Origin of the sequence: Calothrix sp. 336/3 (genome assembly GCF_000734895.2) — a bacterium.
Lineage (GTDB): Bacteria > Cyanobacteriota > Cyanobacteriia > Cyanobacteriales > Nostocaceae > 336-3.
The window spans coordinates 5,510,700-5,523,779 of sequence record NZ_CP011382.1 but is presented as its reverse complement, the minus strand read 5'-3'; the positions used below and the strand labels follow the sequence as shown (position 1 = coordinate 5,523,779).

Below are 13,080 nucleotides of genomic sequence, written 5' to 3'. Positions count from 1 at the left end.
AACATATTTGTAAATCAACCCTGACTATTTTGTAAAAATGTGGGCTGAAATATAACTTTATTCCATACATATTTGCTATTAATTTATGAATATAAATAGGGGTGTGGATATTCCTTACCCCTTTATTATCCTCATGGAGGTGATAGCATAATGCAAAAATTGCAGATATTTAGTGCATTGTTTAATCCGTTATAACCACCCCATAATAGGAAAAATGTCAGCATAAATTGTAGTCTATACAAAAAACAGAAATAGCGAATCTCTGTATTTACTACCTAGAATTAAACACCTTTTTCCACATGTCTACCACCATGCTTATCCGAGTGTAAAGTACCTCCAACAGCCCAATTATCTCGTTCAAATTCATCAATATGAATAGTAATACATTCAGGTTTACTGCCGAGGGTATCTACTAATGTATCTGTTAAAGCTTTAACTAATTGGCGTTTCTTCTCAATAGAATGACCTTTGGCAATTTGGACAGTAATAAATGGCATATTTTACCTCACTAATTTAGACAGAAATTGAATTGGCTGGTGATAAATTACTTGATGTAAATTTACCCAAACGACCATATTTATAGTAAGCAGCACAAGCACCTTCAGAAGACACCATACAAGCACCCATAGGGGTTTCTGGAGTGCAAGCTGTACCGAAAACTTTGCATTGCCAAGGTTTCATAACTCCTTGGAGAATTTTTCCACACTGACAAGCTTTTTTATCCTGAACTTTGTTACTAGGAAGACTAAATTTGCATTCTGCATCATATTGAGCATATTCTGGACGAATTTTTAAACCAGAGAATGGTATGTCTCCTAAACCTCGCCATTCAAAAGTATCCCTGGGGACAAATACTTGATTCATCGCTTGCAGAGCAGCAGAATTCCCAGAATTGACGACAATACGATCATATTGATTTTCCACTTGGCAACGATTCTGAATAATTTGTTGTAGTAACATCCAAATTGATTGCAGAATATCTAATGGTTCAAATCCAGAAATGACGATTGGTTTATGATATTCTTTAGCTATAAATTCGTAGGGTTTACTACCAATTACCATACTGACATGACCAGGACCAACAAAACCATCAAGCTGTAATTCTGGATTATTTAGTAAGGCTTTAAGAGCAGGAATTACTAGTACATGGTTGGAAAACATACTAAAGTTTGGCAAATTTTCCCCAGCAGCTTGGAGAATAGTTAATGCTGTACTAGGGGCGGTAGTTTCAAAACCAATGGCGAAAAATATAACTTCTTTATCAGGATTATCTTGAGCAATTTTAATATTATCTAAGGGTGAATATACCATCCGAATATCTGCACCCAAAGCTTTGGCTTGAAGTAAACTATATTCAGAACCCGGAACACGCATGGTATCACCAAAAGTGGTAAAGATAACCTGGGGATGTTGGGCAAGAAAAATTGCGTCATCTATTCTACCTTTTGGCATGACACAAACTGGACATCCCGGACCATGAATTAATTCAATATTATCAGGTAAAATTTCTTCAATACCATACTTAAAAATTGAATGGGTATGTCCTCCGCATATCTCCATAATTTTCAGAGGTTGACTGAGAGATTGACTCAGTTTGGTAATTTCTTTAAGGATGGCGATCGCAGCTCCGGGTTGTCGGAATTCATCAACATATTTCATCTGGGATTATCCTGCTCAAATTCAGTTAATTTACCTGCATAATTTGGGCTAATTCTGCTAATAATTTCATCGTTTCTGCTGCCTGTTCTTCATTAATTCGACTCATAGCAAAGCCAACATGAACTAATACCCAATCACCAATGCAAGATTCTGGAGGGTGGGCAGCATCGACAATACAAGCAATATTAATTTGACGCTTCACTCCACCGACATCAACCATTGCTAATTTTTTCACCACATCTGTAATTTCAACAATTTGACCAGGTATTCCCAGACACATTTGTATTTCCTCAGTTATTAATTGATATTTCTAGCAGCAGTAATTACCGCCTGTCCTAGGGCAATCCCTCCATCATTACTGGGTATTAAACTATGAGTCAGAGGCGTAATTTTAAGATGTTGTAAATAGTTAATTGTCAGGTTTAAGAGAGTTTGATTTTGAAATACTCCGCCACTGAAGGCAACATATTTAATATCATGCTTTTGACAAAGTATTTCTACCATGTTTGTGATGGCATAGGCGAGACTAAGATGAAATTTAGCAGCAATCAGTTTTTGTGGTTTGTGCTGTTGTAAATCATCCAATAATAGTTGCCAGATAGTTTGAGCATCTATAGAATAAATTGTATCTAATAAATTAAATTTAAAAGGATATATTCCAATTTCTTCACGATAATTCCAAACATCTATATCTATCAATGCTTCCATTGCGATTGCTGCTTGTCCTTCGTAATGAGATGCTTGACAACATATCCCCATCGCTGCGGCAACAGCATCAAATAAGCGCCCCAGGGATGATGTGAGAGGGGTATTTATACTCTGGGTAATTAATTTATCCAGTAAAGCGAGAGGTTGATGTTTGAGAAAATCAATTATCTCTAAATCAGCATATTTTGCACAGATAATATCCCAGTTATCGATAGATTTTAAATGGGCGTAAGTATTTCGCCAAGGTTGGTAAATCGCTTGTTTTCCACCTATCATCGCCATGGGTTTAAACCGGGCTAATCTCTGAAAACTGCGATAATCAGCGAGAATAAATTCCCCACCCCATAGTGTATTATCTTCCCCATATCCTAAACCGTCACAGGCAATACCTAATACAGGTGATGTATTTAAAGGTAGATGATTTTCTACCATACAAGCTGCGATATGAGCGTGATGATGTTGAATAGAAATAAGGGGAATTTCCTGAGTTGCGGCTAACTCTTTACCCAATTTGCTAGATAAATATTCGGGATGTTTATCTATGGCAATATATTGACTATTATGATTAAATAGATTCAGATATAATTCTAAGGTTTTTTGATAGTCATTCCAAGTCGAATGATTTTCTAAATCACCGAGATGTTGGGATAAAGTAGCTTTTCCCTGGGACAACAAACAAAAAGTATTTTTTAACTCACCTCCCATGGCTAAAATATTAGGAGAGTGGGCAAAATCTAGAGGTAATTGGATTGATGTGGGTGCGTATCCTCGACTGCGACGAATGACTTGGATTTGTTGTTGATTCACTCTGACTACGGAATCATCAATACGGTTGACAATATCCCGATTGTGGAAGAGAAAATAGTCTGCTATTTTTCCTAACTTCTCTTGAGCTTCTGCGTTATCAATACATTGTGGTTCATCGCTGATATTCCCACTTGTAAAAACTATGGGACGACCCATACGTCTGAGAATTAAATGATGGAGTGGTGTGTAAGGAAGGAGGAATCCCAGGGTATTTTGTTGGGGTGCAACGGATGCAGCTATGGGAATTTTCGCCTGATTATCAGTTCTTTTTCTTAATAAAACAATTGGTGCAGCAGCACTCTGTAAAATATCTTTTTCCAACTCCCCAACTAGGCAATATTTATCGATAATTTCCATATCCCTTGCCATCAAAGCAAAGGGTTTGTGATATCTTTGTTTGCGTTGACGTAATTGATTAACAGCAGTTTCTTGGGTAGCATCACAAGCAAGATGGAAACCACCAATACCTTTAATGGCAACTATTTTCCCCCGTTGCAGGAGAGTACAAACCGCATCCACATCATCTAGCATAGAAAACATCGAAGCGGTTATTGGTTGGCGATCGCTCCTTTCTAACCAAGCAGTTGGACCGCAGATATGACAAGCAATGGGTTGAGCATGAAAACGGCGATCGCTCACATCCTGGTATTCTTTAGCACAATCATCACATATCCCAAAGGCAGACATACTGGTATTACATCTATCATAGGGAATGGCACGAATAATACTGAAGCGTGGTCCACAGTGGGTGCAGTTGGTAAAAGGATAGCGAAAATAGCGATTAAAGGGGTCAAAAATTTCTTGTTTACATTGGGGACAAGTTGCAGCATCCGCAGCAATTTCTGTGTGAATTTGACTATCGACACTGGAAACAATTGTAAAGTCAGTAAAATCAATTTCTTGCTGACAAATTGTACGGCTAATATCTTGAATTATAGACAAAGGTGGAGATTCTACTTGTAGATTTGCTAGAAAATTTTCGATAGATTCCTGACTACCACAGACACGAATCAAAACACCTTCCCCATCATTTCTCACCTCACCTTTTAAGTTCCACAGTTTTGCCAAACGATAGACTGTAGGACGAAAACCCACACCTTGAACTGTTCCTCGAATCCTGATTTCTTCAACCACCATGATTCAGCTTCCAGAGGAGAATACGATTATTTCCAGAATCAGCAATGATTGCTGTATCATGACAAACTTGGATACCATAACACCAATTAAAACTATCCCTTTTTGGTCTGCCAAAATCTCTATTTTCACTTTTTGATGTAAATGTTGTTTGTCCTAGCAAAATATCTGCATTTCTATTCCATAAATCTAATAAATTATCTGATTTTTCCCATCCCAAAATACGAGAATTTGCCGTATCCGCCACTAATAAATAATTTTGATAACTTTCGACCCCATAGGGCATACTCAAACTACTAGAATTGGGAAAGTAATTATTTTGATTCATCTCAACAGCATGAAAATCTCTTTGCCCTAATACGACAGTACAGGGTTGATTATTTTCTGTTGGCATTCCTTGCCAAATCATCACACGATTATTTCCTGCATCTGTTACTACTAAATTTTCACCCCAAAAGGTAATATCATGGCACCAGCGCATACTCCGGGAATTAGGACTATTGCCACCGTTTTCATCGCGAGATATCATATCAGATTGCCCTAAAACTAGGTCAGCAGGTTGTCCATTTTCCCTCGGTAATTCATGCCAAATTAGAACACGACGATTACCCGTATCTGCGACAAATAATTTACCTTGAAAATAATAAACTCCATAACACCAATTTAAAGTATTCGCTGTGGCTTCTCCTTTTCCTCGATTGGGTAAATTACTGGTAAAATCAGCCTGTCCTAAAACGATATCTGCGGGTACATTCGTATCTCCAGGAACTTCTTGCCAAATTAAAACTCGATGATTCCACGCATCAGCAACTGCCATTCCTTTAGCACATTCACAAATACCTGTGGGAACACTCACTGTATGAGAATTAACGAGATTTTTTCCGTTTTGCCCTTCATGGTAAAAATCTGGTTGTCCAATTACCCAGTTAGCAGCTTGATTATCTGTTTTTGGTATTTTTTCCCATCCTAATAAACGATGATTACCTGTATCTGATACCCAGAGATAACCTGTATGAGCAAATAAACAAGCTCCACGGGGAGCAAATATTTCATGGGCGCTAGGAAGGGAGGGAATAGGTAATTTATCTGGAGAAAAATCTTGTCCGATAATTATTGGCTGATTATCAAATAAATGTTTTTTTGATGTTTCATCTTGGATGTAATTAGTCATGAAGTCAGAATCAGTTATTTTTCTTAATTAAACTCTTTTAAAGATTAATGATTATTTACCTAACTGCGACCACATGAAGAATTTCTGGGCAATAGTTTTTTATTGCTTGCTCAACTCCCTGAGATAAAGTCAGGTTTGATGTGGGGCAATGACTACAAGCGCCAACTAATCTAATTTCTACAGTATCTGGTAATTTAATTGAGACTAATTCTATATCTCCGTGGTGGTTAATTAAACTAGGACGAATCTCATCTAAGGCAGTTGCTAATCGTTTTTCTAGTGGGAGTTTGGGAGCTTTTACTAAATCATGATATAGTAAAGTTCCGTACACAATTTCATCTTCAACAGCGTGACGTAGTGCTGTAATTGACTCTTGTTTTACGCTTCTAATTAAACGAGTTAAAGCTTCTTTATGTAAATCTTCAATTGCCCTTTTTAACCCAGTAACTACTCCACGTTGGGTTTCGTCCCATTCAGAAATTATTTTTTCATAACGACTAATTTCTGTGACTAATTCTTCTAAATTTGTCATGCTCAATACTTGTAATTTCTTCAGATAAGAAAATTTAGGGCAGACAATCATGCCTGCTCTATTTTATGGGTAATATTTGATAAAGTAATCTAGAGTAAATCATGATTTATAGACATAATTTACTATTTGCATTTCTGAAAATAATCGTCTATTTCATCCGAAAATCTTTGAGCAAAAAAGGCATTGTTGCACCAGTGACTACACTAGAAATAATCATTAGCATCCATAGGGGAAATTTGACGATAAATAATATCATCATCATGCCTAATCCCAGGGTAGATGCTAAACTAGTTTTCTGAATGAAATCAATGGGGTCACGAAATAATTGACCTTTGAAGAAAAGCTTTGCAGAAAACCAGCCTAATTCAAACATATATTCCTCCTAAAATTCAACTTAAAGCACTAATAATAATTAACCCAATAATTACTGCTGGAACTACACCCGCAGGTCCAAATAAGCTACCAATCATGGCAGAAAAAGAATAACCAAATTCCTCCCCTGCTAATAACATCCCACCGATAGCACCACCTAACATAGAGAATAATGTGGCGATCGCTAACCAAGTAATACCGGTGAGCAGGGTAATTTCTCCTGTTACGAAACTTGTGATATAGTTTGTCATGATTTATGCTGTGTTGACGAAGTGGACTGAGGAAATATATCGCAGAGAACACAGATAAATTTCAGATTATCAGGAGACAAACAGAGCTTTTTGATTATTTTATCAATGAGATAATTAATTACTCTCTATTTCTCTTAATGTCTGAATGATGATTTCTGCCTGGGCAAATTGTCCATATTGTGTGAAAATATCTCTTGCTTCAAGATAATTTTTACGTGCTTGCAGGAGATTTTGGGGATTCCCTAATTCTGGATTTTGCAAGTTATCAGGCAGATTTAATAATGCGTTTGCCTGGTTAGCAATGGTATTCGCATACTCCAGGGGTGTGTCTTGGGAATTACGCACTTTTAAAGCTTCGTGATATGCAGCGATCGCCCTCTGTAAATTTTCCAAAGGATGGGCACTAGGCAAATATTGCAATGCATTGCCCAAATTATTCTGTAACATAGCATACTCACGAGGATGTTCAATTAAATTTATCTGCTTCAGCGCAACCTCAAAGGATTGTACTGCTAACCCCTCAAATAAGTATTGCTGCTGGGAACCCTGGGACATGGAAAGGTAGGCGATCGCAATATTATTATGTAAAATAGCGTACTCTTGGGGATATTTGTCATAGGTAAACACCCTGAGAGCTTCCTGGTATAGCTGAATGCTATCCGTTGCTTTGGCTAAATTTTCGGAAACTAGGGATTGTAAAACTAAACCATAATTCATCTGAGCTTCTGCCAACTCGTCAGGTTTAGCTAATTCCCGTAGTATCGGCAGTATCTCTGCATACAAATCCCTAGCCTGCTGTAAATGTTCCGTTCCCTCCCCTGGAATTGCTCGCAATGCACCTGCTATCCCACCTTTTGCCCTTGCTTTTAGGAGAGGATACTCTGCTGTGGATAATTCCACCGCTTCCTGGTAGAGGGCGATCGCATTCTCTAAATCCTTGACAGTTTGGGGTTTATTGACAAAACCATGGGCAATTTCAATCAGCATCTCGATTTTTTCCGGTGTTGATGCTGACTCAGAATCAATGGCAGCGATCGCAGCTTTGACTGCGGAATCTGTAATACTAGGAATCATCGGTGAAGCGTCAATAGGAGAGTCTTGAGGAGTTACAGCAAATTTTATCGAATCAGGTACAAATGTATTGGCTAATGATGTCCATCATCATCGCGGTGAATTCTTGCGTACTTGATGTCCTGGGGATTTGCTTTCTTAATAGTTATAAATAACTATGATTATTCTGTAGGGGTTGACAAAATTCCTTCAACTACCAGAAAGTTATAAATTCCCTATCACCTCTATTCTAGAGATATTTTTTGCTTTTGCAATAACTATTTTGCAGCTTCCCAAGCATAGAAACCTGGGCGATCGCTCGCCACCCCATCCCCGGTTTGATACAATTGTTAACAAAAAGTGGTAATGTTAGCCTATTTATGTAATTTAGATTAACGATTGTACAGAAATTCTCTCAGAATGAGTAGAATGGCATATACGATAACTAAACACATTTGTGAATTAGTTACTCCCAAACTGTACACATTTACCCTATCCTCAGTTATTTTATAGTTCTGCGTCTGAGGCGCAAATCAAAACCAATCCAAACTCATAACTAAAAGAAGCTCCCACAAATCATAATGCCTGTGATTGAGAAAAAAAGAACTCGCGACCTGCCCCAAATCAACGAGAGAATTCGCTTCCCGAAAATTCGGGTAATTGATACAGATGGAAGCCAACTGGGAATACTCACCCCGCAGGAAGCACAGCAGCTAGCAGAAGAAAAGGAATTAGATCTCGTGCTGCTGAGTGATAAGGCTGACCCGCCAGTTTGTCGGATCATGGACTATGGGAAATATAAGTTTGAGCAAGAGAAGAAAGCGCGGGAAGCTAGGAAGAAGCAGCATACGGCTGATGTGAAAGAAGTGAAGATGCGTTACAAGATTGAAGAACATGACTACAATGTGCGCGTCAAACAAGCAGAACGATTCTTGAAAGACGGCGACAAAGTCAAAGCGACTGTCATGTTCCGAGGTCGGGAAATTCAGCATAGTGATTTAGCTGAAACTTTGCTGAAGCGGATGGCAACTGATTTAGAACCCTTAGCGGAAGTGCAACAAGCACCGAAGAAGGAAGGACGGAACATGATGATGTTACTGTCACCGAAGAAATAGAAACTCTGTAATCTCAAATCTCCAATATAAAATCGATAGTCCTGAGTCCTAAGTGGGAATACTACTCCTTGGTGGCTCAGGACTTTTGTTGTAACCCTAGGGACAGGCTAGAGTCTTGGGTGAATGTATTATTTAACACTCTACCCCCAAGGGTGACTACTTCCAATAATAAAGCTACATGGAACTGAGAAATAAATGGTCTGCACCTAATAGAGGAATGATTGCGCGGTTGCTGGAGTGGGTGAATCTCCGACCAGAGGAAAGCGATCGCACTTGGTTAATGTTTGCTTTTTATACTTTTACATCAGTGGGATTACGATGGTCAGAGGATTCTACTGTTGCTCTATTCCTGGATGAATATGGGGCAAAATACCTCCCCCTAATTTATTTAGCAAGTTCCCTGTTGGGAGGAATCCTAGTTTCTCTATATTCCCGTCTACAGAGAATTTTTCCCTTGCGTTGGGTAATTGTGGCGATCGCCCCCTGTATGTTTCTACCCTTATTACTCTTGCGTCTGGGTTTACAAGTTCCCTTCCTCTCCGTAATCACCATCTTTCTCCTGCGATTGTGGGTAGATGCTTTTTATGTAGTCAATGATTTAAATACTTCCATTGCTGCTAACCAATTATTTAATATCCGAGAAATTAAACGTGCTTACCCATTAATTAGTAGCGGTATCCTGGTAGCCGATGTCATCAGTGGTTTTAGTCTACCTTTGCTCCTACTTTTTGTTGGCTTAGATATGGTAATTATGCCCACTGCTGGTATTTTTATCGGCATTGGAGCCATCATTCTCTGGTATGTTAGCCACAAATACCCCCAAGCATTCCCCAGCATTCCCCAAAAGTACAAAGAGATAGGTACACCCTCTCCAACTCAGCGTCTTTCCGGTTCTCTCAAGCGCTACACCTGGCTGTTATTTGCTTTTTTTGCCCTCCTCCAAGCCATGGGGGTACTGATAGATTTTCAGTATCTCAGTCAAGTTGAATCCAATTTTCAAGGCAAAGATATAGCCAGCTTTTTAGGTATTCTCGGTGGAATTACGGGGATATGTGAGTTGGGAACCCAATTATTTTTCTCTAGCAGAGCTTTAGAACGGTTTGGTGTATTTCGCACAGCTGCCACCTTACCTTTAACTGTCTTTGCCCTGATGCTACCGCTTCTAGCCCTAGATATCTTTTTTTTCAGCCATCCCCAATATCTCTTATTTGGTTTAGTCACCCTGAAAATACTAGATGAACTGCTACGCTACACATTTGTTCTCAGTAGTGGTCCCCTATTATTTCAACCGATTCCCGATAAAGTTCGTACCTATGTGCAAGCACTATCTGGAGGAATTGCCGATAACTTTGGTGTGGGAATGGCAGGTTTGGCAATTTTGGGAACTTTAACTCTCTCCTCCCGGTTTCTTTCCCTTTCCCTACATCGTTCCTTGATGGAAATCGAAACCATCATCATTGCCATTACTTGTTTGATTGTGATTTATTTACTGCGATCGCACTATGTCAATCTCCTGGTTGTCAGTGCGGGGAGTGGGCAGTTAAATAGTACAGATGTGGATTTACGCGCTTTTAAGCAGGTAGTGATTAAAACCCTCACAGATAGGGGTAATGAGGGAGATAAACGCTCCTGTATTGAATTATTATCCCAAATCGACCCCCAAGGTAGTACAGAAGTTCTAGCACCCCTATTAGATAAACTTTCCCCCAGCTTACAAAAAGCTAGTTTAGAAGCGATGCTAACTACTGGGGCAAATCATCTCTACATCCCCAATATCCAAACCTTATTACAAGCACCCCAAGGTGTACATCCAGAAGTATTTGCCCTAGCATTACGCTACGTTTGGTTAGCAGAACCAGATGCAGATGTGGGTAAATTAGAAAAATACTTGGAAGATTCCCACTATTCGATTATTCAAGCCACTGCTGCGGCATTATTATTACGGCAGGGAACACCCATGCAGAAAGTTGCTGCCACTAAAACCCTGCGTCGGTTGTTAACTCATGAACAAGAGCGAGAACGAGTCAACGCAGTCAAAGCATTACGGGAAGCTGTCTATTTACAAGCATTGCGGGTACATATTCCCAATTTATTGCAAGATGAATCCCTGCGAGTTCGTTGTGCTGTTTTACAAATGATTGCTGCCACTAATTTGGAGGAATATTATCCGGCTTTACTAGCTGGTTTGTACTATAAATCAACTAGAAGCACGGCGATGAAAGCTCTTGTTGAATTATCTAATGAAGCATTACCTCTATTATTAGATGTTGCCACTAATGTCTATAAACCAGAGGTTGTGAGAATGTATGCTTGGCGAACAATTGGGCAAATTCCCACCCTGGAAGCGATAGATATCCTATGGGAGCATTTAGAAAATTCAGAGGATGCTAATCGTAGTCATATTTTACGTACTCTCCTCAAAAGACATCAACAGGAAACCATCGTCGGATTACTAGATCGTTTCCATGAAATCCAGGTGAAACGGTTAATTCAACAAGAATTAGAATTTTTAGGTCACATTTATGCTGCATATATAGACTTCACGGTTACAAATGAATTAGATAACCTGCAACATCCTCAAAAATTTCATCTTGTCTGTAATTTGTTGCAAAGGGCTTTGTTAGAGTTGGAAAGTGATTTACAAGAAAGACTATTACTATTGCTTCAGTTAATTTATCCCAGCGATAAAATTCAGGCAGCATCATCAAATTTACGTTCTCAGTCCACCAAAAACTTTGCCAGGGGACTAGAAATTTTAGAGCATACTTTAAATTTACCTAATAAATCTGCGATTATCACTGTTTTAGATCGGCGATCGCCCTACGAAAAATTACAAAAACTCACCGAAAAAGACATCCTGGAATATCAACCCCTAGAAATTGGCGATCGCACTCGTAAACTTCTCCAGTATCGGACTTTACTTTCCCATTGGTCTTGGGCTTGCTGTCTCCACTTAGCCGAGGTTGTGCCCATTCGTCTCGATACAGAACAGGTAATAGATAGTTTACGCCATCCCACAGGGTTTGTCAGAGAAGCCGCAATTAGTTATCTTAAAGTCGCCTCTCCCCGCATCCTCTGGAAAATTCTCCCCCAAATGCAAAATGACCCCCATCCCCTGGTTGCTAACCAAGTACAACAGTTACTCAGTAATTCCTAGTAGGAAAGTTGTACAAATACTTGAGCTGTTAGGAAAAATATGATAATAGTTATCATAGCCGATGTGTCAAAGTATAACCCTACTTTAGACTGCACGTAAGTGAGAAAACTGTTATTTAGTCCTGGTTTGCAAAAAATCAGGATTTTAATCTTATTTATGCTGCTGACGACGCAAAATTACCCAAGTCACAACGGGAGTTCCCATCAAAGCAGTCACAGAATTTAGGGGTAAAACCAGTTGACTTCCTGGTAAATGACACAGAATATCCGCCATTAATACCAGGATTGCACCCATGAGTATCACATCTGGGGGTGGAATTCCTCCCAGCGTTGGGAAACTTGTTGATAACAAACTGGTGGAGAAATACTGAGATTTTGTAGAATATTTACTTCAAATTTCGAGTCAAACTGGAGTAACAAAATCAAATCAGTTTGAGGATTGTAACTATCGACTGCTTGGAGAATAGAGGGGATAGATTTTGGTGCGAGAATTAGCTCGTGAAGATATATTTCCAGTTGGGATTTGGTGAAAAACTTCAGATTCAGAATTTCATCAAGTTTTCCTGGTAAATTATCTTCTTGGATGCAGCAAAAAACAGCGCCACGTCCTAACTTGAGAAAACCTTTCCAAGCAGTGTAGCCAATTAAGACTATATTAGTAAGTTGCAATTTTTTATACAGGGGCAATATTTTCTGATTGCGTGGTCAAATTTGGTGTTTGATGGGCGATCGCGGGAATTCTAGCTAAAATACCTTTTTTCAGAGGTTCTGGTCTATCTTGCCAGGGTAGTAATCCTTGGGGATGGTCATAATACTTACTTGCACATTCCAGAATATTACTGACACTTTCCGGCGATATTTCTGAAGGGATGTCACCGAACAAATAAGTATATTTTCCAGGACTGGAGAAAGAAACTACACAGGAGCGGCTACAAGCACTCATACATTCCACAGGTTGCATCTGAAATTCTGATGCTAATTGCCAATCTGAGTGTAATTCCTGGAGTTTCTCGAATAATTCTTCACCGCCACTTGTACCGACGCGCTTACCATCTTTCCAGACGCTGGCACAGGTAGTGCAGACAAACATGATATGTTGAGCTGGCATCTATAACCTCGTAGATG

The 13,080-nt window shown here is 39.1% G+C and carries 13 protein-coding genes and 1 pseudogene; 2 read left to right on the top strand and 12 right to left on the bottom strand.

The features are described from left to right. Nucleotides 1–281: 281 nt before the first annotated feature. The 9 genes from IJ00_RS23015 to IJ00_RS22975 all read right to left on the bottom strand — a co-directional run bounded on the left by IJ00_RS23015 (nucleotide 282) and on the right by IJ00_RS22975 (nucleotide 7,708). Entirely contained in the window at nucleotides 282–497 is a 216-nt protein-coding gene (locus IJ00_RS23015) for a 4-oxalocrotonate tautomerase family protein (protein WP_035157138.1), read from the bottom strand. 16 nt (nucleotides 498–513) lie between these two features. Continuing rightward, nucleotides 514–1,659 carry a hydrogenase formation protein HypD gene (hypD, locus tag IJ00_RS23010; protein WP_046814898.1) on the bottom strand — a complete coding sequence of 382 codons (1,146 nt, stop codon included), beginning with the start codon at nucleotides 1,657–1,659 and terminating at the stop codon, nucleotides 514–516. A 25-nt stretch (nucleotides 1,660–1,684) separates the two neighbouring features. Next, nucleotides 1,685–1,939 carry a HypC/HybG/HupF family hydrogenase formation chaperone gene (locus IJ00_RS23005; RefSeq protein WP_035157136.1) on the bottom strand — a complete coding sequence of 85 codons (255 nt, stop codon included), beginning with the start codon at nucleotides 1,937–1,939 and terminating at the stop codon, nucleotides 1,685–1,687. 17 nt (nucleotides 1,940–1,956) lie between these two features. After that, complete coding sequence (hypF, locus tag IJ00_RS23000) at nucleotides 1,957–4,311, bottom strand: carbamoyltransferase HypF (RefSeq protein ID WP_035157133.1); 2,355 nt, start codon at nucleotides 4,309–4,311, stop codon at nucleotides 1,957–1,959. After that, the gene (locus IJ00_RS22995) at nucleotides 4,301–5,479 is read right to left on the bottom strand and encodes an NHL repeat containing protein (RefSeq protein WP_035157131.1); all 1,179 of its coding nucleotides are present in this window, start codon (nucleotides 5,477–5,479) and stop codon (nucleotides 4,301–4,303) included. The genes hypF and IJ00_RS22995 overlap by 11 nt, the downstream gene beginning before the upstream one ends. Before the next feature lie 55 nt (nucleotides 5,480–5,534). Continuing rightward, on the bottom strand, nucleotides 5,535–6,011 hold the full coding sequence (locus IJ00_RS22990; RefSeq protein WP_035157129.1) for a NifU family protein: 477 nt from the start codon (nucleotides 6,009–6,011) through the stop codon (nucleotides 5,535–5,537). A gap of 148 nt (nucleotides 6,012–6,159) precedes the next feature. After that, complete coding sequence (locus IJ00_RS22985; RefSeq protein ID WP_035157128.1) at nucleotides 6,160–6,384, bottom strand: hypothetical protein; 225 nt, start codon at nucleotides 6,382–6,384, stop codon at nucleotides 6,160–6,162. Between the two features lie 16 nt (nucleotides 6,385–6,400). After that, nucleotides 6,401–6,634: a hypothetical protein gene (locus IJ00_RS22980; RefSeq protein ID WP_035157126.1), complete on the bottom strand. Its 234-nt coding sequence runs from the start codon at nucleotides 6,632–6,634 to the stop codon at nucleotides 6,401–6,403. A gap of 114 nt (nucleotides 6,635–6,748) precedes the next feature. Next, nucleotides 6,749–7,708, bottom strand: coding sequence for a hypothetical protein (locus tag IJ00_RS22975; RefSeq protein WP_035157125.1), 960 nt, complete (start codon nucleotides 7,706–7,708; stop codon nucleotides 6,749–6,751). 557 nt (nucleotides 7,709–8,265) lie between these two features. Between IJ00_RS22975 and infC the strand changes: the two genes are divergently transcribed. Next, a complete protein-coding gene (infC, locus tag IJ00_RS22970; RefSeq protein ID WP_035157124.1) occupies nucleotides 8,266–8,799 on the top strand; it encodes a translation initiation factor IF-3 in 534 nt (177 codons plus the stop codon). Nucleotides 8,800–8,977: 178 nt separating this feature from the next. Beyond that, complete coding sequence (locus tag IJ00_RS22965) at nucleotides 8,978–11,956, top strand: hypothetical protein (protein WP_035157122.1); 2,979 nt, start codon at nucleotides 8,978–8,980, stop codon at nucleotides 11,954–11,956. Between the two features lie 150 nt (nucleotides 11,957–12,106). On the opposite strand, the pseudogene IJ00_RS27915 reads toward IJ00_RS22965, so the two are convergent. From IJ00_RS27915 to IJ00_RS22955, 3 genes and pseudogenes are all read right to left on the bottom strand, one after another. Further along, a pseudogene (locus tag IJ00_RS27915) lies at nucleotides 12,107–12,265 on the bottom strand (iron chelate uptake ABC transporter family permease subunit); the annotation flags it as partial. Next, complete coding sequence (locus IJ00_RS22960; RefSeq protein WP_144416073.1) at nucleotides 12,256–12,624, bottom strand: hypothetical protein; 369 nt, start codon at nucleotides 12,622–12,624, stop codon at nucleotides 12,256–12,258. The gene IJ00_RS22960 and the pseudogene IJ00_RS27915, both read right to left, overlap by 10 nt. A gap of 4 nt (nucleotides 12,625–12,628) precedes the next feature. Continuing rightward, nucleotides 12,629–13,063 carry a DUF1636 domain-containing protein gene (locus IJ00_RS22955; protein WP_035157119.1) on the bottom strand — a complete coding sequence of 145 codons (435 nt, stop codon included), beginning with the start codon at nucleotides 13,061–13,063 and terminating at the stop codon, nucleotides 12,629–12,631. Nucleotides 13,064–13,080 lie beyond the last annotated feature (17 nt).

What these genes read in the sequence shown, in the direction of transcription:
- IJ00_RS23015 (WP_035157138.1), bottom strand. Translation starts at nt 497, where the DNA reads ATGCCATTTATTACTGTCCAAATTGCCAAAGGTCATTCTATTGAGAAG.
- hypD (WP_046814898.1), bottom strand. Translation starts at nt 1,659, where the DNA reads ATGAAATATGTTGATGAATTCCGACAACCCGGAGCTGCGATCGCCATC.
- IJ00_RS23005 (WP_035157136.1), bottom strand. Translation starts at nt 1,939, where the DNA reads ATGTGTCTGGGAATACCTGGTCAAATTGTTGAAATTACAGATGTGGTG.
- hypF (WP_035157133.1), bottom strand. Translation starts at nt 4,311, where the DNA reads ATGGTGGTTGAAGAAATCAGGATTCGAGGAACAGTTCAAGGTGTGGGT.
- IJ00_RS22995 (WP_035157131.1), bottom strand. Translation starts at nt 5,479, where the DNA reads ATGACTAATTACATCCAAGATGAAACATCAAAAAAACATTTATTTGAT.
- IJ00_RS22990 (WP_035157129.1), bottom strand. Translation starts at nt 6,011, where the DNA reads ATGACAAATTTAGAAGAATTAGTCACAGAAATTAGTCGTTATGAAAAA.
- IJ00_RS22985 (WP_035157128.1), bottom strand. Translation starts at nt 6,384, where the DNA reads ATGTTTGAATTAGGCTGGTTTTCTGCAAAGCTTTTCTTCAAAGGTCAA.
- IJ00_RS22980 (WP_035157126.1), bottom strand. Translation starts at nt 6,634, where the DNA reads ATGACAAACTATATCACAAGTTTCGTAACAGGAGAAATTACCCTGCTC.
- IJ00_RS22975 (WP_035157125.1), bottom strand. Translation starts at nt 7,708, where the DNA reads ATGATTCCTAGTATTACAGATTCCGCAGTCAAAGCTGCGATCGCTGCC.
- infC (WP_035157124.1), top strand. Translation starts at nt 8,266, where the DNA reads ATGCCTGTGATTGAGAAAAAAAGAACTCGCGACCTGCCCCAAATCAAC.
- IJ00_RS22965 (WP_035157122.1), top strand. Translation starts at nt 8,978, where the DNA reads ATGGAACTGAGAAATAAATGGTCTGCACCTAATAGAGGAATGATTGCG.
- IJ00_RS22955 (WP_035157119.1), bottom strand. Translation starts at nt 13,063, where the DNA reads ATGCCAGCTCAACATATCATGTTTGTCTGCACTACCTGTGCCAGCGTC.